We start from the raw sequence: 19,151 nt of genomic DNA, 5'->3' as shown, positions 1-19,151 counted from the left end.
TTCACTGCTGCATCCCCCGCAGACGATTCCTGTCGACTTTTCCGTTGGGCGTCAGCGGCAGCGCCGCGATCGGCACCACCCGCTTGGGCACCAGATAGCCCGGCAGCCGCGCGCCGAGCTCCGCCCGCACGGCCGCCTCGTCGTAGTCGGGCGAGGTCTCGACGTAGGCGACCAGATGGGCCACCCGGCCTTGGACGGCCGCCGGGACCACGGCCGAGCGCCGCACCCCCGGCAGGGTGTCGAGCACGGCCTCGACCTCACCTGGCTCGATGCGGTAGCCGCTGATCTTGACCTGGTCGTCGGCCCGGCCCTGGAACTCCAGCAGCCCGTCGGGGGCTCGGCGGCCCAGGTCACCGGTGCGGTACATGCGCGATCCCGGCTCGCCGAACGGGTCGGGAACGAACCGTTCCGCCGTCTGCCGTGGATCGCCGAGATAGCCCCGGCCGACCCCCGGGCCGCCCAAGTAGATCTCGCCCTCGTCGGCCGGGCGCAGGTCGTCGCCGAGCAGGTGGAGGGTGGCCGAACCGGCCGCTTCCCCCAGGCAGACGCGGTCGCTGTCGTGCGGGCTGGCCTCGACCGAGCCGATGGAGCACTCGGTGGCTCCGTACACGCTGACCGCCTGGGCGGCAGCCGCGCGCAGGGCCCGCCACATCTCCGGGCCCGGCTTCTCGCCGCCGAAGACGGCCAGCCTGAGCGGCCCGTCGAGCAGGCCGAACTCCACCAGGAGCGAGAGCTGGGAGGGGGAGCAGTCGACCACGTCGGTCCTCCTGGACAGGAAGCTGCCGGGGTCGCGCCGCTCCATCTCGCCGAGCAGCACGAGCCGGTGCCCGAGCGTCAGCGTCGGCAGCACCTGGTCGATGAAGGAGTCGAAGGTCACGGGCGCGCCGCCGCCGACGCTGAGCGTGCCGTCGGGCCCGACCCGCCGGTAGACGGGCGCGAGCTGGGTCAGCACGTGCTCGGCCAGGCCGAGATGTTCGATCAGCACGCCCTTGGGCACGCCCGTGGTGCCGGAGGTGAACACGACGTAGGCGAGCTGACGGGGATGCACCTCGGGCAGCACACCGGGATCCGAGGCCGCCGCCTGGACGGGGATCAACGGCAGCCCGTGGCCGTCGTCGCCGCCCACCATGAACGCGGCGTCGGCGAGGGCCAGCTTCTCCTTGGTCCGCGCGGCCGGTTCGCCGGTGTCCAGCAGCAGGAACGCGGCCCCCGCCCGCAGCACGCCGAGCATCGCGACGATCAGTTCGGTGGTGCGGCCGCAGCCGACCGCGACCACCGTCTCGGCGCCCGCGCCGCGCCGGAGCAGCCGGGTGGCCAGATCGCGGGACCGGGCGTCGAGTTCGGCGAAGGTCAGGTCCCCGTCCGGGGCCTCGACCGCGACGGCGTCCGCGTGCCGGCGCGCCACCTCGTCGAACAGCCGGTGGGCGGGCGTGAACTCCCTCATGATCGGCGCTCCCAGTCGTCGAGCGCGTCGGCCAGCACGGCCAGGGAGCGCCGGATCAGCTCCTCCGGCATGCCGGTGGGGAAGCGGATGTGGCCGGGCAGCGCCGGGGCGTAGTTGGCGGAGGTGGTGAGCACCAGATGGTGGCGGTGCAGGGCGAAGTCGGCGAACGCCTCCACGTCGCCGACGCCGAGGTCCATCCACAACTGGCTGCCGCCGGGCGGCAGGGGCGTGTCGAGCCGGGTGCCCGCCACGGCCCGCGCGAACGCCGCGCGCCCCCGGCGCACCGCGTCCACCAGAGGAGCGTTCCCGGCGGTCAGCGCGGCGGCGACCGCGTGCTGGGCGGCGCCGTTCACCGAGACGATCTCCCACTCCAGCCGGGGCACCAGCCCGGCGATCACGCCCTCGGCGGCCACCACCCAGCCCACCCGCTCACCGGGACGCCCCAGGCTCTTGGACGCGGAGTTCACCACCGCCATGCGCGGGCCGGACACGGCGAGGTCGACGGGTGCCGGGCAGGGCGCGGACCGGAAGTCGAAGGAGTCGTAGACCGCGTCGTAGAGGACGAAGACGTCCGGGTGGGCGGCCAGTTCGCGCAGCACCGGCAGCAGGCCGGGCGAGAGCACGGCCCCGGTCGGGTTGTGCGGAAGGTTGAGGTAGACGACGGTCGGGCCGTCGACGTGCGCGAGCAGCAGCGGCAGGTCGTCGGGTGTGCCGGTGAGGGGGAGCGCCCGAGGGGTCATCCCGGCGGCCCGCATGAGGTCGTGCACGCCGATGAAGACGGGCGTGGCGTGCAGGGCGCGGTGGTGGCCGAGGGCGGCCAGTTCGCGCAGCACCAGCCCGATCGCGTGGATGCCGCCTGCGGTGACCAGCACGTTCGCCTCGTCGACGTGCGCGGCGGCGCTGACGGTGCGTTCCCGCTTGACCAGGGCCTCGATGAGCGCGGGGTGGCCCTGCGAGGGGGCGTACCCGAACGGCGTTCCGGCCGGGGCGGCGGGCAGGCCCGGCGGGTCGGGCCACTGGGGCACGTTCTCGACCAGGTTGAGCCAGTCGTGTCCGGGGTTGGCGTCCGCGTGGCCGAGCCGTCGCTGCAGCGCGGAGATCTCGGCGATCACGGCCGGCCCAGTTTCCGCCGCAGGCTCAGCGGGCGCATGTCGGTCCACACCCGGGAGATGTGGTCCAGGCACTCCTCGCGCGGGCCGCTGAACCCGGCGGCCCGCCATCCGGCGGGCATCTCGCGTTCGTGCGGCCAGATCGAATACTGCTCCTCGTCGTTCACCACGACCTCGTATGTCATCTGTCTCTCCCGATCGCCGTGCGGATGATGTCGAGCGCGGTGTCGACGTCCGGGCGGGTGACCCCCAGATGGGTGACCGCGCGTAACCGGCCGTGGCCGAACTCCCCGATGGCCAGGCCGCCGTCCCGGCAGCGCCGGACGAACTCCGGCGGCGCGGGCCCGGCCACCCGGAACAGCACGATGTTGGTCTGGACGCCCGACGGGTCGATCTCCACGCCGGGCACGTCGGCCAGGCCCTTGGCCAGCAGCCGGGCGTGCTCGTGGTCTTCGGCCAGCCGCCCCGCCGTGTCGAGGGCGACCAGCCCGGCCGCCGCGACGATCCCCGCCTGCCGCATGCCGCCGCCGAGCATCTTGCGCAGCCGCCGGACCCGGCCGACGAACGCCTCGTCCCCGGCGACCATGGAGCCGATCGGCGCGCCCAGCCCCTTGGAGAGGCAGAACTGCACCGAGTCGGCGTGCTCGGCCACCGCCGCCGGGGACACCCCCATGGCCGTGGCGGCGTTGAACAGCCGGGCGCCGTCGAGGTGCACGGGCACCCCCCGCTCGTCGGCGAACGCCCGCACCTCCCGGGCGTAGCCGGGCGGCAGGACCACGCCGCCGCACCGGTTGTGGGTGTTCTCCAGGCAGATCAGGCCGACCTCGGCGAACTGGGGGTCGCCCTCCTCCTCGGGGAACGCGGCGGCCAGCGCGCCGAGGGCGATCCGGCCGTCGGGCCCGTTGGGGAGAGGCTCGTAGGAGACGCCTCCCACGACGGCGGCGCCGTGGGCCTCGTACAGATAGATGTCGGTCTCCGCGCCCACGAGGACCTTCGTGCCGCGCGGGCAGTGGGCCAGGATGCACGCCAGATTGGCCATCGTCCCGCTGGGCATCAGGCAGGCCCGCTGCTTGCCGAGCAGGGCGGCGGTGCGCTCCTCCAGGGCGTTGACGGTCGGGTCCTCCCCGTAGACGTCGTCGCCCACCTCGGCGTCCGCCATCGCCCGGCGCATGGCGGGGGTCGGCTGGGTGAACGTGTCACTTCGCATCTCGATCATTCGGCCTCCACCACGAAGCGGATCTCGTTCTCAGCCGCGACCAGGGCCTTCTCCGTCTCGTCGCCGGTGGCGACGACGTAGCCCAGTCGTCCGTACGCGTCTTTCGGCGGCCCGATCAGGGAACCGGGCTCGGCCGTCACGGTGACCAGCACGACGCCGGGCACGGCCTCGGCCCGCTCCACCCCCTCGACGCGGACCAGTCGGCCCGCCTGCTCCGACCGCAGGAACCGGATGCCGCCGCGCTCCTGCCGCTCGGGCGTCAGCTCGGGGTCGAGGCCGAGGGCCGCGCGCAGCTGCTGGCGCAGCAGGTCGACACCTGTGACGCGGCGGATCAGCTCGGGGATCATGCCGCCGGCCAGCCGGGCGTTGAGCTCGACGATCACCGGCCCGCCCGCGGTGAGCTTGACCTCGGTGTGCGAGGCGCCGAGCCGGAACCCGGTGGCCTCCAGCGCCGCCCGGACGACCTGCTCCACCGACGCGGGGACGGCCGCCGGGAACAGGTGCTGCGTCTCGACGAACCAGGGCAGACCGGCCACGGTCTTGGCGGTGACGCCGACCAGGTGGTGCCGCCCGCCGTGACTGAACATCTCGACGCTGTATTCGGGACCGCCGAGGTACTCCTCCACGAGGACCGCCCCCGCCGTCGGCAGCCCCCGGGCGTTCTCGGTCCTGGCCAGCACGGTCGCCGCGTGCGCGATCGCCTCCTCGACGCCGGAGCACAGCACGACGTCCTGGGAGCCCGACTCGTCGGCGGGCTTGACCACGCACGGCAGCCCGGCGTGCGCGACCGCCGCGGCCACCTGCCCCGGGTCGGTGACGCGGGTCCAGCGGGGGTGCGCCAGTTCGGTGAGGGCCGCGCGCAGCCGCCCCTTGTCCCGGCAGGTCGCCACGGCGTCGGGGCAGTTGCCGGGCAGGTGCAGCCAGGCGGCCAGGTCGGCGGCGAACGGGACGGAGTAGTCGCTGGTGGTGGTCACCCCCGCCAGCTCGGCGCGGTGGAAACGGCGCTGCAGCACCTCGCGCAGCGCGGGCAGCGAGGTGGTGTCGCAGACGATCACCTCGGCGCCGGTGGCCGCCAGCCCCCGGTAGCGCTCCGGACGGGAGGTGAGCAGCACCGGTTCGACGTCGAGCTCGCGGGCCAGGTCCAGGGCCCGCATACCGGTCCCGGTGGTGTTCGACTCGACGAACACCAGATGCCGCCGGTCGCGCGGGATCGCGCTCGCGTCGGCCCGCGACCAGGTGAGGACCTCGGTCCCGTACGCCACCTCTGCCGCCCGCCCCGCCCGGGGGAGCGCGGCCACGTCGTGTTCGCCCCAGTGGTCGTCGTCGAAGACGGTCTCGACGTACCGGTCGCCCCGGTCGGGGAAGATGCCGACGATGCGGGTGCCCGGTTCGGCGCGGGCGGCCACGTCCTTGAGCACCTGGTAGACCGAGCCGGACGTGTTGCCCGCGAAGATCTGCTGTTCGGCGGCGAGCTCCCGGGTGGCGGCGAACGCCTCGTGGTCGTTGAGCCAGTGCACCTCGTCGATCAGCGTGTGGTCGAGGTTCTGCGGGCGCAGGCTGTTGCCCAGCCCGCTCTGCAGGCGTCCGGCCCGGTCGGTCTGGCCGAACAGCGCGCTGCCGACGCAGTCGACGCCCACCACCCGCAGCCCCGGGCACGCCGTGCGCAATGGGCGGGCCGTGCCGCACAGGGAGCCCCCGCTCCCGGTCGAGCCGACCAGGACGTCGATCGGCCCGAGGTCCGCGAGGATCTCCTCGGCCAGGTCGCGGTAGGCGCCCGGGTTGTCGGGGTTGCTGTACTGGCGCGGCCAGAACGCCCCCGGCAGGCCGGCCATCAGCTCCTCCAGCCGCTCCAGCCGGGCGCTCTGCCAGCCGTGACTGGTCATCCGGTCGACGACGTGGACCTCGCAGCCGAGCGACCGCAGCTTGGTCAGGGTCAGCCGGTCGACCCGGGGATCGGTGACGATGTGCACCGGATGCCCCATCGACCGGCCGACCAGGGCCACGCCCAGGGCCATGGTCCCGGAGGAGCTCTCGACGATCGGGGCGCCCTCGGCCAGCGCGCCGACCCGCCGCGCGGAGCGGATGATGTTCCTGGCCACCCGGTCCTTCATCCCGTACGGGTTGGCCAGTTCGAGCTTGGCGTACACCGCCGGTCCCGGCTGCCCGCCGAGGCGGAGCCGGACCAGCGGGGTGTCGCCGATGACCTCGTGGATGTGCTCACGCAGCACCGTTGACCTCCGCTCGGGGATGGGTGACGGCCCGGTGCACGCTGAGCGGTCCGCCCAGCGCGGCGCACTGCCGCCGGATCTCGGCGATCTTCTGGTCGAGGTCGGGGTCGTCCCCCGAGAGCAGCACGCCCAGCAGGGTCCCGCTGTGCGCGGCGACGACGCCGAGGCCGCCGGCCAGGTCGGCCGCCCGCCGGACCGCCGCGAAGGCGCGCCGTTCGCGGTGCGCGGCGTGCAGTTCGGCGCTCCGGGTCGCGACCCGGCCGATCTCGGCCCCGTCGGCGGCCCGCACCGCCGTGGTCAGCCGGTCGAGCAGGTGCCCGTATTCGACGCGTTCGGCCCGGCCGACGGCCGGCAGCCTGCGGTTGTACTCGACCGTGTCGACCTGGCCGCCCTCGTCGTAGCCGACGACCACCAGGTCGGGCAGGTGGCCGAGCCTGCTGTGCAGCCGCACCTCCCGGTGGTGGAAGACGACGACGTCGTCGTACATCACGCCGTCGGACGGCTCGATGCCGCGCAGCAGCGCCTCGACCTCGGCCGGCGCGAAGGCCCCGCTCACCGAGGCGGCGACCGCCCGCGCGGTGGCCACCAGGTCGGCCGACGAGCTGGCCATGCCCTTGCCCTCGGGCAGGTCGCCGGTGAGGCGCAGGTGCCCGCCGCCGCGCCGGCCGAGTGCGGTCAGCGCCCGCCGGGCCACGACCAGCGACTTGCGCTTGTGCTCCGGGGTGACGGTGAGGTCGTCGGCATCGGGGACGTGGTGGAAGTGCGCGGTGACCCCGGCCGTGATGGGCAGCGTCACGAGGAAGTGGCCGCCGTCGGGGAGCACCCCCTGCAGCAGTTCGCCGAAGGTGCCGCGCGCGTGCCCGCGTCCTGGGGGCGTCACCGCGCCCTCACCCCGGCGAGCGTCCGGGCCCGCGACCGCCAGGCGTCGCCGAGCCGCCGCGCCTCCTTCTCCTGTACGGCCAGGACCTCCGCCACCCGGTCGGGACGCGCCGACCCGGCCGAGCTCAGCCGGGCCAGCGCCCCGTCGACGTCGAACACCCCGTCGAGCAGCCCGTCGGGATCGGCCGGCGGGTGACCGTGGCGGGCGGCGATCTCCGCCAGCGCCGCCGGGTCGACGTCGCCGGGGGCGGTCCCCTTCTCCACCATCCGCTTCACGTAGGCTCCGGCGATCACCTGGGCGGAGCGCCACGGCACCCCCGCGGTCAGCGTCAGCCGGTTGGCCAGGCTGAACCCGCCGAAGAACTCCGCCTCGCAGGCCCGCCGCAACCGGTCGGCGCGCCAGGTCAGCCCGTCGAACACCACCGTCAGCAGCCGCAGGGCCGAAGAGCCGGTCTCGAACGCGGCGCGCAGATGGGCCCCGCTCTCCTTGGAGACCTCGACCAGGTTCGTGTAGGGCGTGTTGCGCTGGCCGAGCAGCACGTCGAAGTGGAAGGCGGTCAGGTGGGCGGTCCGGCCGCGGATCCGTTCCAGCACCGGGTGGTTCTTCTTCTGCGGCATCGCCGCGGAGATGCCCGACAGCGCGTCCGGCAGGTCGAAGAAGCCGTGTTCGCTGCCGCCCCACACCAGCAGGTCGGTGCACAGCCGGCTGAGCAGGGCGCCGACCAGGCTCAGCTCGGCCGTGACCTCGGCCGCCCACTCGCGTGAGGCGACCGCGTCGAGCGCGACCGGTTCGGTCCGGGAGAAGCCGAGCAGGGCGGCCAGCCGGTCACGGTCCCAGGCCAGTTCCTGGCCCGACATCGCGCCGGCGCCGAGCGGGCAGGCGTCGATGTCGTCGAGCAGCGCCAGCAGCCGGGCGGACCTGCGCTGCAGGCGGCCGGCCAGCGCCGCCAGGTAGAAGCCCGGGGTGATGATCTGGGCCGCCTGGTAGTGGGTGTAACCCGGCATGGGCAGCTCCGCCGAGGCCGTCGCCGAGGCGCGGATCGCCGCCGTCAGCGACTCCAGTTCGGCGGCGAAGTCGCACAGCCACCGCTTGCCCGCCAGGAGCTGCGCGCAGGCCTGGAGGTCGTTGCGGCTGCGGTCGACGTGCCAGGCCGGAATGGGCCGGGGCACCCTGTCGGCCACGAAACGCTCCATGGCCAGGGCGATGTCCGAGAGGCTGCGCTGCCGCCACGACTCGATCTCCGCGGGCGTGATCGCGTCGAGTGCCGCGGCGATCTCCTTCGCGTCGCCTGAACTGATGACGCCCATCCGGACGTACTCGGCGGCCAGGGCCTTCTCGATGGCGACGTACCAGGGCAGGAGGTGCTCGGCCTCGTAGCGGAACTGGGGATCCAGCACCTCGGCGCGGATGAGCTGGTGCGGGTCGTCGACGACCCGGCCGCTCAGCGGGGTCACCCTTCCTCCCTGACGACGTCGGCCACGGGCTCCCGGGGCTCCAGGTCGGGGATGCGCTCCACCCGGCGGATGTGGGAGGCGGCCAGCACCACGGTGGACAGGAACATGCCGAGGGAGGCCAGGGCCAGCGCCCACGGAACCCCGACGAGCATGCCCAGCCCGCCGCCGAGCAGGACGCCGACCGGCACCAGGCTCAGCACCGCCATCCGGGCGGCGGCGTTCATGCGGCCCTGGTAGGCGTCGGGGGTGATGGCCGCGCGGTAGGCGCGGACGTTGATGTTGTAGACGACGATCACGGCCGCGTCGACCGTGTACATGACGACCAGCAGGGCGACCGCGACCGGCACCGGCATGAACGTGGCCAGCGGCGTGAGCAGCGAGGCGAGGGCGGCGACCGCCGAGGTGAGGATCAGCAGCCGGCCCAGCGGCAGGCGCGCGCTGATCGGCCCGGCCAGCATCGCGCCCAGCAGGGCGCCCGCCCCGGAGGACGCGAAGATCACGCCGACCCAGACGGGGGCGATGCCGAGCGTCTTGGTGACGAAGGTGAGGGACGCGGGCTCGGCCAGCGCGGTGAAGAAGTTGACGATCAGGGTGGCGAGGATCAGCGTGCGGACCGTCACGTGCCCGATCACGAACCGGATGCCCTCGGCCATGTCCGTCCAGATCGACTGGCCCTCCTCGACCTCGGCCGGCTCCTCCTTCTTCCTGATCAGCCCGGTGAACAGCGCGGAGAGCGCGAACAGCACCGAGTTGACCACCATGGCGACCGGCCCGGTGAGGAACTGGAAGGCCGCGCCGGCGATGGCGTGCCCGCCGATGCTGGAGGCCGACGCGCTCAGCTCCAGCTTGCTGTTGCCCTCGATCAGGTCGTCGCGGTCGACCAGGAACGGGAGCAGGGAGGCGCTGCCGATGTCGGACACCACGCTGCACACGCCGATGAGGAACGCCAGCGCCGCCAGCAGCGGCACGCTCAGCCACTCCTGCCACCATCCGACCGGGATGGCGACCAGCAGGACGGCCCGCAGCGCGTCGGCGAGGGCCACGGTCGGCCGCTTGGGCCGGCGATCGAGCCACACCCCGGCGAACAGGCTGATCAGCAAATAGGGTAAGTGCCCCGCGGCCGCCAGCACGCCGACCTCGAACACCGAGGCGTCGAGCAACTGGGTGGCCAGGAGCGGGAGCATCACCGCGATCATGTTCGCGGCGAACATGGACGAGGTCTGCCCCAGCCAGAGGTTGCGGAAGTCCGGCTGCCGCCACAGCCCGGTCGATGTCATGGACACGGTGGCTCTCTCCGTGAGGATGCGGTGATGGTCGGTCGGCTTTCAGGCGCTCGCGGCACGGACGAGGAACCCCAGTTCCAGGCCGGTGGAGTCGACGCTGACGTCGGTGGTGAGGCATTCGTCGACCACGCCCCCTGCCTCGTCGATGAGGCCCTCCCAGAACGCGCGGCGCTCCAGGCGCTGCTCGGTGATCTGGTGCAGGAGGTAGTACGGGTTGTAGTAGGCCAGGCCCAGCCCGTGGCGGGTGACGCCCGGGTCGAGCGGCCGGTGGTCGACCTCGACGATCGCCAGGCGCGCGCCGGGCGCGCAGGTGATGGCCTTGCGCACGACCTCCGCGGTGGCCTCTCGCCCCTGCTGCTCCAGCACCTCCTGGAGTGAGAAGGCGGTGATGAAGCAGGGCGCGCCGTCCTGTCCGGAGATCCCGGCCATGTAGTCCTCGGCGGTGGCGACGACGAACTCGACGGTACGGTCGAGGCCGCGTCCGGCGGCGGCGAGCCGGGCCCCCTCGATGTTGCCCGGGTCGGGGTCGGCCCCCACCCCGCGGATGCCGTCGGCGCACAGGTCGAGCAGGAACGTGCCGTCGCCGCAGCCGAGGTCGACGACGGCGTCGGGTGGGGCGGGCAGGGTCGCGAGCAGCCGCCGGACCAGCGGGATCGCGTCGTATCGGCTGATACCGCAGCTGCCGCGCCCGACCATCGTGCCGTTCCTGGAGGCGAAGACGCCCCGGTCGGCCATCACCTGCGGCAGTTCGAGCAGGGTGGCCCCGTAACCGCCGATCAGCAGTTCGTACCAGGGGCGGAACGCCAGGAACTCGCGGCCCTTCGCGGTCAGCGCCGGCCGGTCCTCCGGGCCCGTGACCACCCCCTCGGCCGCCAGGTAGCGGAGCAGACCGGTCAGCCGGCCGGCGTCCATGCGTAACCGCGCGGCCAGGTCGCCGGGCTTGGACTCCACGGTGTCGTCGAGGGCGTCCATGAGGCCGCTGGTCATGGCGAACTCGAGGACCTGCGCCAGAAAGAAATGGCGCACCGGTTGAATGGCGGAAATGAGACGCAACTCGAAATCGTGCGTCACGGCTCTCCTTCGAGAATGCACGCAGAGATCAGCACCCACGAATTGGATCCCCCGCGTGGAAGTGAACATCGTAAAGAAACTCGAACCCCGTCGCCCGGCACGCTAGCAAACGGTCGGAGAATTCGGCAAGCAACCGGACGGGTCGGGAAATAGGGGTGCTCGGATCATGGAAAAGCCGCCCTACCTGATCAAAAGCCCAGCTTAAGAGCCGGTTGTGTCACAGAGTCGAGACATTCTGTGGGCTCCTGGATAGTTGAATGCTGAAACACTTCGCGAAGATAGGGGTGCCATATACGGAGAATATACGCGGGATATACGGAGAAGCGCCAAGGTGGAAGTGTGGGGGCTACCAGTCATTTGAAGAATCAATTACCCGGCGTGTTACAGTCGGCCGCCATGGGGGACAGACGCATCTCTTATTCGACTGAATCATTAGTGGATCAAGCGGTGGTGGAGACCGCCCGCCGGCGTCCGGGAGACCCGGCCGTCACCCTCGGCGGCCAGACCCTCGCCTACGCCGAACTCGTCCGGCTCGCCCGCGCCTTCGCGGCCGATCTGACGGGCCTGCCGCCGCAGCGGATCGGCGTGACCGCCCACCGGACCGTCACGACCATCGTCCAGCTGCTGGGCGTCGCCCTGGCAGGCCACTCGTTCGTGCTGCTCAACCCGGACAATCCGGAGAGCACGACCGACTACATCAGGGAGTCGGCCGGGATCGCCCTGGTGGCCGACCCCCTGTCGGGTGAGCTGACCCGCGACGACCGGTACGCCCCGGCCCCGGCCGAGGGCGAGGCCTATGTCCTGCACACCTCCGGCAGCACCGGCCGGCCCAAGGGCGTCTCGGTGTCGCGGGCCAATCTGGCCTACGCCAACGCCGCGCGCCTGACCGTCCACGCGGCCCACGGTGAGCCGGTCTTCCTGCTGCTGTTCCCGCTCCACTTCGACGGCGCGATGACGCCCGTCTGGGGAGCCCTGACCACCGGCGGCCACCTGGTGATCGCCGACGACACCGAGCGCCGCGACCCCGACGCCATCGCCGGGCTCGTCGTGCGCCACTCCGTCACGCACACGCTCACCGTGCCGAGCTTCCACGGCGAGCTGGTCCGCGTGCTGGCCGACCGGCCGCACACCCTGCCGTACACCCTGAAGGTCGCGATCTGCGCGGGGGAGGCCCTCACCCGGGGCGTCATCGACCAGCACTTCGCGTCCCTGCCGGGGGTGGCGCTGTGCAACGAGTACGGCCCGACGGAGTGCACGATCTGGGCCACCTACCGCTTCTACGACCGGCCGCAGGCTCCCCTCATCGGCAAGCCGATCCCGGGCACGACCATCGACCTGCTGGACGCCGCGCGGCGGCCCGTCCCCGACGGGGAGGTCGGGCAGATCGCGATCTCCGGACCGGGGGTGACCGCCGGCTACGTCGGCGACCCCGCCCAGACGGCGGCCGTGTTCGTCGACGGCCGCTACCTGACCGGTGACCTCGGCCGCCGCACGCCGGACGGCGAGCTGGAGTTCGTCGGGCGGCTCGACAACGAGGTCAAGATGCGTGGCGTCCGGGTCAACCTGGAGACCATCGAGGCCGCGGTCGCCTCGGCCCCGGGCGTCCTGGCCGCGGCCGTGACCTACGACGAGGCGACCTCGATCTGCCGCGCGTTCGTGACCGGCGACGCCGCGTCCGTCCGGCCGACGGTGACCGCGCTGCTGGGTCCCGCTCTGGTGCCCGACCAGGTCGTGGTCGTCGAGACGCTGCCGCGCACCGCCCACGACAAGATCGACAAGGACCGGTTACGCGTCCCAGAAGACGCCGGGCCGGCCGAGCGGATCGCGCTGGCCTGGGCCGAGGCGCTCGGGGTCAGCGCCGGGCAGGCGGTGGCGGGCGCCAACTTCTTCGCGCTGGGGGGCAACTCCCTGTCCGTGCTCAAACTGGCCCGCACGCTCAGCGCCCTGGCCGGACGCCGGATCACCGCGAAGGAGCTCTACCTCCACGCCACCCTCGACGAGCAGCTCGCACTCCTGGAGGGTGAACGGTGAACCCCGACGTCCTGCTCGACGGCGCGACCCACCGCGACGACCGCGCCCACGAGGTCTGGGCGTGGATGCGCGACCACGCCCCCGTCCACTGGCACGAACCCGGCGACTTCCCCGGGTTCTGGTCGCTGACCCGGCACGACGAGGTCAGGGAGGTGCTGCGCGACCCAGTGGTCTTCAGCTCCGCCTCCGGCATCCTGCTGCGCCCCCTGGCGCAGGGCGCCGACCCCGGCGGCGGGCGGACGCTCGCACTGGCCGCCCCGGCCCGCCACCAGGTGCTGCGCGAGGCGGTCGCCGGGTGGTTCGCCCCGCGCAACCTGCGGCGGCTCACCGAATCGATGAACGCCGTCGCCCAGACGGCCGTGAAGGAGGGCCTCGCCGCCGGGCGCGTCGACTTCGTCGCGGATGTGGCCGCCCGGCTGCCGGTCGAGGTCGTCTGCTCCTTCCTCGGCATCCCGGCCGGAGACCGGCCCGACCTCGTCGAGTGGGCCTGGGACGCGTTCTGCGCCGGCACCGCCACCGAACGCAGCCTGGCCCACCTGCAGATCCTCGAATACTTCACCGATCTGGCCCTCGACCGCCGCGAGAACCCCGGCGACGACCTGGTGAGCGTGCTCACCCAGGTCACCGTCGACGGCGAGCCGCTCCCCGTCGACGACGTCGTGCTCAACTGCGACAGCCTGTTCGTGGGTGGCACGGAGAACGTCCGGCAGACCCTGGCCGCCGGTATGCTCGCGCTCCTGGAGCACCCGGCGCAGTGGGAGCGGCTCCGCGCCGACTTCGACGGGGTCTGGGCCACCGCCGTCGACGAGATTCTGCGCTTCACGTCGTCCGGCATCCACACCATGCGCCGGGCCACCCGCCCGGTCGACCTCGGCGGCCGGGCCGTCGCCGAAGGCGACCTGCTGGTCTGCTGGCTGCCGTCGGCCAACCGCGACGCCGCCCAGTTCACCGACCCCCAGGTCTTCGACGTGACCCGCGGCCCCAACCGCCACCTGGCCCTGGGCATCGGGCCCCATTACTGCGTCGGCACCCAGCTCGCGAAGCTGGAGATCCGCGCCGTCCTGCGCGAGGTCCTCGCCCAGGTCCGGGACGTCACCCTCGACGGCCCCGTCGAACGGCTGGACTCACTCGTCGTCGGCGGCCCACGCCGGTTGCCGCTGCGGCTGACCTGAGCACGGGAGGATTCGTGGGCGAGAGGTTCCCCGCATCGAAGGTCCAGGAACAGTTCTACGTGGCGCAGCAGGCGGTCGGCGACTCGTCGGCCTACCACGCCCCCCTCTTCCTGGAGGTCCGGTCGCCCTGCGACGAGCAGGCGCTCAGAAGTGCCGTGTTCGCCCTGGCCGACCGGCACGAAGCTCTGCGGACGCGGTTCCGAGCCGGCCCGGCCGGGCTGCTCCAGATCATCGACGACCAACCGGCGGTCGAGTGGGTCAGCCACGACCACGACGACGCGGCGGCCCGCCGGCGGGCGATGGCCGAGGAGGCCGCCCGGCCGTTCGACCTGGAATCGGGCCCGCTGTTCCGGGCCGGTCTGCTGCGGGCGCCGGATGCCGATCCGGTGCTGATGCTCTGCTTCCACCACATCATCTGCGACGGCTGGTCGCTGCGGGTCCTGGTGGAGGAGCTGGCCGCCCTCCTGGAAGGAACCGACCTCGATCCCGACCCCTACCAGTACGCCGACTACGCCCTCTGGCACAACGAGTGGCTCGCCGGGCCGGCCGGTCAGGCGAAGATCGGCTATTGGACTCAGACCCTCGCGGGCGACCTCCCCGTCCTGAGGCTGCCGGGCGAGACCGGTGAGGGCGTCGTGCTGCGGCGGCCTCTCTCCGAGGCGGCGGTCGACCGGATCCGGGCGCTGGCCACGGCCCACCGCGCCACCACGCCGATGGCCCTGCTGACCGCGTACATGATCGTGCTGGCCGACTACGCCGGGACCCGCGACGTCGTCGTCGGCGTCCCGGCCGCCAACCGGGGGCGGGCCGAGTTCGAGCGCACGGTCGGCTGCTTCGCCAACATGATCGCGGTCCGGGCCGACCTCAGCGGTGTGGGAACGTTCGACGAGGCGCTCCGCGTGGTCCGCACCGCCGCCCTCGGCGCGCAGGACCACCAGGAGGTGCCCTTCGAGGTCGTGGTCGGAGCGGTGAACCCGCCGAGACTGCCCGGCCTCAACCCGATCTTCCAGGCCGGATTCTCCACCGAGGAGCCCAGGGCCGAGGCGGGCACGGCTCTGGTCCCGATCGAGGCCGAGGTCGACGCCACCAAATACCGGCTCCAGCTCCACGTCGACGTGGACGCGCCCGCCGTGACGATCGAGTGCCTGGCGGGCGACCCGTCCTGGGCCGAGGAGTTCGCCCGCCGCTACGACGACGTGCTGTCCCGGGCCGCAGCCGACCCCTCGGCCGAGCTGTTCACGGGCGTCGGGGCGGCCCCGGCGAAAGAGCCCGAGACCGAGAAGCGTGGGTACACCGGTCCCCGCGACGAGGTCGAGCAGGCGCTCGTCCGGTTGTGGAGCGAGGTCGTCGGCCGCGAGGAGATCGGGATCGACGACAACTTCTTCGCCCTGGGCGGCGACTCGATGCGCATCGTCCAGCTCGTGGCCAGGGCCGCGGAAGACGGGCTGCGCTTCCGCGTCCGCGACGTCCTGCGCAACCAGACCGTCAGGGAACTGGCTCTGAAGACCACCCGGGACACCGGGCGGCGGCATGTCCTGGAACCGTTCGCCCTCATCGACCCCGCCGACCGGGCGGCGCTGCCGCCGTCGGCGGTCAACGCCTACCCGGTGACCGCGCTCCAGACCGGCATGCTCTACCACTCCGAGCTGGCCGGGCCGACGGCCGTCTACCGCGAGCAGGTGTCGATGCGCCTGCGCGTGCCCGCCCACTCCGAGGCGGCCTGGCGCGACGCCGTCGCCGCGCTGACCGACCGCCACGACGCGCTGCGGACCTCGTTCGCCATCGCCGGGTTCGGCGCGCCGCTCCAGATCGTCCACGACCGGCTGGCCGAACCGCCGGTGACGTTCGGGGACGTGCCGGACACCACCCTCGACCGCGAACGCGCCCCGCTGGCCGGGTTCCACCTCCAGCGCCTGAGCGACACCGAGGTGCGGCTGTCGACCGTCGTCCACCACGCGATCGTCGACGGCTGGAGCCAGCAGGTCCTGCTCACCGACCTGTTCACCCTCTACCTGGCCGAACTCGGCGGCCCGCCGCCGCCCCCGCCGCCGCGCGCCCGCTACGACGCCTACGTCGCCCTCGAACTGGCCGCCGCGCGCGACGAGGAGCAGGCGGCGTTCTGGGCGGCGGAACTCGACGGGCTGACGGTCACCACCGTGCCGGCCCTCCCGGCACAGACCGACACCCGGCCGTCGATGCGGATCTGGGACCTGCCGGGTGAACTGTCCGACGGCCTGACCGTGCTGGCGGAGAAGCTCCAGGTCTCCGTACGCCTCCTGCTCCTCGCCGCCCACCTGCGCGTGCTGGCCGCGCTGAGCGGCGGCGACGACGTCGTCACGGGGGTCGTCTACAACGGCAGGGTGCCCGAACCCGACGGCGACCGGGTGATCGGCCTGTTCCTGAACACGCTGCCGTTCCGGCTGACCCTGGGCGAGGAGAGCTGGTCCGGCCTGGTCGCCGAGGTGGCCCGCAAGGACCTGGCGATCCAGCCGAACCGGCGCTTCCCGGTGACCGCGCCGGTCTTCGACGTGTACTTCAACTACACCCACTTCCACAACGAGAAGGACGCCCCGGCCGGCGACATCGAGATCCTCGACAGCCAGAGCGCCGAGCCGACCAACTTCCTGATGGGCGTGGAGTTCAACACCGACGCCGTCACCGGCCGGATCGGCATGGGCCTGCGCTACGACGCGCTGCGCATCCCGGAGCCGTACGTGACCCGCTTCCACGGCTACTACGAGGCAGCCCTCGCCGCCCTGGTCGCCGACCCGCACGCCCGCCACACCGAGACCGAACTGCGCGGCCCGGCCGAGATCCGGGTGATCGAGGAGTGGAACCGGACCGCCACCGCCTATCCCGGACCGCATGTCCTCCACCGGATCATCGAACAGCGCGCGGCGGCCATGCCCGACGCGGTCGCCGTCCGGTTCCGGGACACCGCGCTGACCTACGCGGAAATGGACGCGCGGGCCAACCGGCTCGCCCACCGCCTGGCCGGGCGCGGCGCGCGGCCCGGCGACCGCGTCGGGGTGCGGATGCCGCGGTCGGCCGACCTGGTGGTGGCGCTGCTGGCGGTGCTCAAGGCCGGGTGCGCGTACGTGCCGATCGACGTGGCCGACCCGGAGGCCCGGGTGACGGGCCTGGCGGCCGAGGCCGGCCTGCGGTTCGTGCTCACCGAGGCGGCCGACGACCCGGCTCTCCCGAGCACACCCCCCGCCGCCGACCCGGGACCAGGTGACCCGGCCTACCTGATCTTCACCTCCGGCTCGACCGGGCGGCCCAAGGGCGTCGTCGTCTCGCACGGCGCGATCTGCAACCGGCTGCGCTGGATGCAGCAGGAGTTCACCCTCACGCCCGGCGACCGGATCCTGCAGAAGACGCCCGCCACGTTCGACGTATCGGTGTGGGAGTTCTTCTGGCCGCTGATGGAGGGGGCCACCCTCGTCGTCGCCGAACCCGACGGCCACCGGGACCCCGGCTACCTGGCCGAGGTCGTCAACCGGGAGAAGGTGACGGTCGTCCACTTCGTCCCGTCGATGCTGCGCGCCTTCCTCGACGCCTCGGGCCCCCGGCGCTGTCCCGGGCTGCGACTGGTCGTGTGCAGCGGCGAGGCGCTGACGCGTCCACTGGCCCGCGACTTCCATGCCCAGTCGCAGGCCGTGCTGGCCAACCTCTACGGCCCGACCGAGGCGGCGGTGGACGTCACGTCGTGGCGCTGCGTCCCCGGCGAGGAGGGCCCGGTCCCCATCGGGCGGCCCATCGCCAACATCGGTGTCCACCTGCTCGACCGCCGTGGCCGCGAGGTGCCCGTCGGCGTGCCCGGTGAGCTGCACATCAGCGGCGCGGGCCTGGCCGAGGGCTACCACGGACGGCCGGAACTGACCGCCGAGCGCTTCGTCACCCATCGCCTCGGCCGCCTCTACCGCACGGGAGACCTGGCCAGACACCGCCCGGACGGCGCGATCGAATACCTGGGCCGCCTCGACGACCAGGTCAAGATCCGCGGCATGCGGGTCGAACCGGGCGAGATCGAAGCCGTACTGGCCGGCCATCCCACCGTCACCTCCGCGGCCGTCGTGCTGGACGGCGCCCGCCTGGTCGCCTACCACGCGGGCCCGGCACAGCCCGAGGAGCTGCGCGAACACTGCGCCCGGCTGCTGCCCGCCCATATGGTGCCGTCCGTCTTCATGGAACTGGAGGAACTGCCGCTCACCTCCAGCGGGAAGATCGCTCGCAGCCGCCTGCCCGCCCCGAGGGACGAGCGCCCGGTACGCCCGCCACGCACCCCCACGGAACGCCGGCTGGCCGCCCTCTGGGCCGAGGTCCTCGGCGCCGAGGTCGGCGCCGACCGCGCGTTCTTCGAGCTCGGCGGTCACTCGCTGTCGGCCCTGCGGCTGGCCGGCCTGATCACCCACGACCTCGGCCGCCCGGTGACGGTGGCCGACCTGCTGACCCATGACACGGTGGAGCGCCTGGCCGTCCACCTCGACGGCCCCCCGCCCGACACGGGAGGCGTCGCCGTGGTCACCCTGCGGGAGGGGACGGGCGTCCCGCTCTGGCTCGTCCACCCGGTGAGCGGCTCGGTCTTCGCCTACCGCGCGCTGGTCGAGGCGCTGCCCGGCGACACCCCCGTGTACGGCCTCGCCCAGCTGACACCGCCCCCCGCCGACCTCGAACTGATGGCCGACGACTACCTGAAGGCGTTGCTGGACCATCTTCCCGAGGGCGACATCCGGTTGGCGGGCTGGTCGTTCGGTGGCGTGCTCGCCTACGAGCTGGCCCGCAGGCTGAGCACGGCGGGCCGTCGGGTGACGCTGCTGTGCATGATCGACTCCGGCTACCCGCAGGGCGACTTCGACGGAGACGTGGCCGAGGTGATGGCCACCGACGACCCGGCCGGAAACCCCGCCCTGTATACGGCGAACCTGACGGCCCACCACCGTTACCGGCCGGGACCCTACGCGGGTGAGGTGCGCTTCGCGCTGAGCCGGGAGGCGGACGCGACCGGCTGGGCGGCCCGGGTGAGCGGCTCGTTCCTGGCAGAGAGGTTCGACGCGGACCACTACGAGCTGATGCGACCGCCGATCGTGGGGGCGGTCGCGTCCCTGTTTTCTTGACGGGACGTCCCCAACGCCATGCGGAACGTCTTCAAGGAGATCGTCGCCGTCGCGCCCGGAGGAGCGGCCCTATTCGTCCACCCCGACGGCCGGCTCATCGTGGTGATGACCGGCCGCGCGATCGACCAGGAGTGGATGAGCGACAC

12 protein-coding genes are annotated in these 19,151 nt (G+C 72.9%); 3 read left to right on the top strand and 9 right to left on the bottom strand.

The genetic code is table 11. The features are described from left to right. Nucleotide 1: 1 nt before the first annotated feature. Genes AW272_RS06490 through AW272_RS06450 form a run of 9 tightly spaced genes read right to left on the bottom strand, consistent with a single transcriptional unit; the run spans nt 2 to nt 10,754 of the window. The gene (locus AW272_RS06490) at nt 2–1,444 is read right to left on the bottom strand and encodes an amino acid adenylation domain-containing protein (protein WP_066361795.1); all 1,443 of its coding nucleotides are present in this window, start codon (nt 1,442–1,444) and stop codon (nt 2–4) included. Beyond that, nucleotides 1,441–2,556: a beta-methylarginine biosynthesis bifunctional aminotransferase gene (locus AW272_RS06485; protein ID WP_066361793.1), complete on the bottom strand. Its 1,116-nt coding sequence runs from the start codon at nt 2,554–2,556 to the stop codon at nt 1,441–1,443. The genes AW272_RS06490 and AW272_RS06485 overlap by 4 nt, the downstream gene beginning before the upstream one ends. Further along, complete coding sequence (locus tag AW272_RS06480; RefSeq protein ID WP_066361792.1) at nt 2,553–2,738, bottom strand: MbtH family protein; 186 nt, start codon at nt 2,736–2,738, stop codon at nt 2,553–2,555. The genes AW272_RS06485 and AW272_RS06480 overlap by 4 nt, the downstream gene beginning before the upstream one ends. Then, complete coding sequence (locus AW272_RS06475) at nt 2,735–3,769, bottom strand: GntG family PLP-dependent aldolase (protein WP_066361791.1); 1,035 nt, start codon at nt 3,767–3,769, stop codon at nt 2,735–2,737. Before AW272_RS06475 ends, AW272_RS06480 begins: the two co-directional genes overlap by 4 nt. After that, a complete protein-coding gene (locus AW272_RS06470) occupies nt 3,766–5,997 on the bottom strand; it encodes a pyridoxal-phosphate dependent enzyme (RefSeq protein ID WP_066361790.1) in 2,232 nt (743 codons plus the stop codon). Before AW272_RS06470 ends, AW272_RS06475 begins: the two co-directional genes overlap by 4 nt. After that, nucleotides 5,987–6,877, bottom strand: coding sequence for a GHMP family kinase ATP-binding protein (locus AW272_RS06465; RefSeq protein WP_218010807.1), 891 nt, complete (start codon nt 6,875–6,877; stop codon nt 5,987–5,989). Before AW272_RS06465 ends, AW272_RS06470 begins: the two co-directional genes overlap by 11 nt. Then, nucleotides 6,874–8,331 (bottom strand): argininosuccinate lyase, encoded by a 1,458-nt coding sequence (locus AW272_RS06460; RefSeq protein ID WP_066361788.1) that lies wholly within the window; start codon nt 8,329–8,331, stop codon nt 6,874–6,876. Before AW272_RS06460 ends, AW272_RS06465 begins: the two co-directional genes overlap by 4 nt. Further along, nucleotides 8,328–9,608 (bottom strand): MFS transporter, encoded by a 1,281-nt coding sequence (locus tag AW272_RS06455; protein ID WP_066361787.1) that lies wholly within the window; start codon nt 9,606–9,608, stop codon nt 8,328–8,330. Before AW272_RS06455 ends, AW272_RS06460 begins: the two co-directional genes overlap by 4 nt. A gap of 48 nt (nt 9,609–9,656) precedes the next feature. Beyond that, entirely contained in the window at nt 9,657–10,754 is a 1,098-nt protein-coding gene (locus tag AW272_RS06450) for a 2-ketoarginine methyltransferase (protein WP_083958066.1), read from the bottom strand. 378 nt (nt 10,755–11,132) lie between these two features. Between AW272_RS06450 and AW272_RS06445 the strand changes: the two genes are divergently transcribed. Genes AW272_RS06445 through AW272_RS06435 form a run of 3 tightly spaced genes read left to right on the top strand, consistent with a single transcriptional unit; the run spans nt 11,133 to nt 19,005 of the window. Then, on the top strand, nt 11,133–12,716 hold the full coding sequence (locus AW272_RS06445; RefSeq protein WP_218010804.1) for a non-ribosomal peptide synthetase: 1,584 nt from the start codon (nt 11,133–11,135) through the stop codon (nt 12,714–12,716). Continuing rightward, nucleotides 12,713–13,888 carry a cytochrome P450 gene (locus AW272_RS06440; RefSeq protein WP_066361781.1) on the top strand — a complete coding sequence of 392 codons (1,176 nt, stop codon included), beginning with the start codon at nt 12,713–12,715 and terminating at the stop codon, nt 13,886–13,888. Before AW272_RS06445 ends, AW272_RS06440 begins: the two co-directional genes overlap by 4 nt. A gap of 14 nt (nt 13,889–13,902) precedes the next feature. Beyond that, nucleotides 13,903–19,005, top strand: a complete 5,103-nt coding sequence (locus AW272_RS06435; RefSeq protein ID WP_066361777.1) for a non-ribosomal peptide synthetase — start codon at nt 13,903–13,905, stop codon at nt 19,003–19,005. The last annotated feature ends 146 nt before the right edge of the window (nt 19,006–19,151 follow it).

Origin of the sequence: Herbidospora mongoliensis, assembly GCF_001570545.1 — a bacterium.
Lineage (GTDB): Bacteria > Actinomycetota > Actinomycetes > Streptosporangiales > Streptosporangiaceae > Herbidospora > Herbidospora mongoliensis.
Note: the sequence above shows the minus strand (reverse complement) of the source record. Positions and strands in the feature narration are given on the sequence as shown.

Excerpts from the sequence above, each read along its gene's own strand:
- AW272_RS06490 (WP_066361795.1), bottom strand. The coding sequence starts at position 1,444 with ATGAGGGAGTTCACGCCCGCCCACCGGCTGTTCGACGAGGTGGCGCGC.
- AW272_RS06450 (WP_083958066.1), bottom strand. The coding sequence starts at position 10,754 with ATGTTCACTTCCACGCGGGGGATCCAATTCGTGGGTGCTGATCTCTGC.
- AW272_RS06475 (WP_066361791.1), bottom strand. The coding sequence starts at position 3,769 with ATGATCGAGATGCGAAGTGACACGTTCACCCAGCCGACCCCCGCCATG.
- AW272_RS06455 (WP_066361787.1), bottom strand. The coding sequence starts at position 9,608 with ATGACATCGACCGGGCTGTGGCGGCAGCCGGACTTCCGCAACCTCTGG.
- AW272_RS06480 (WP_066361792.1), bottom strand. The coding sequence starts at position 2,738 with ATGACATACGAGGTCGTGGTGAACGACGAGGAGCAGTATTCGATCTGG.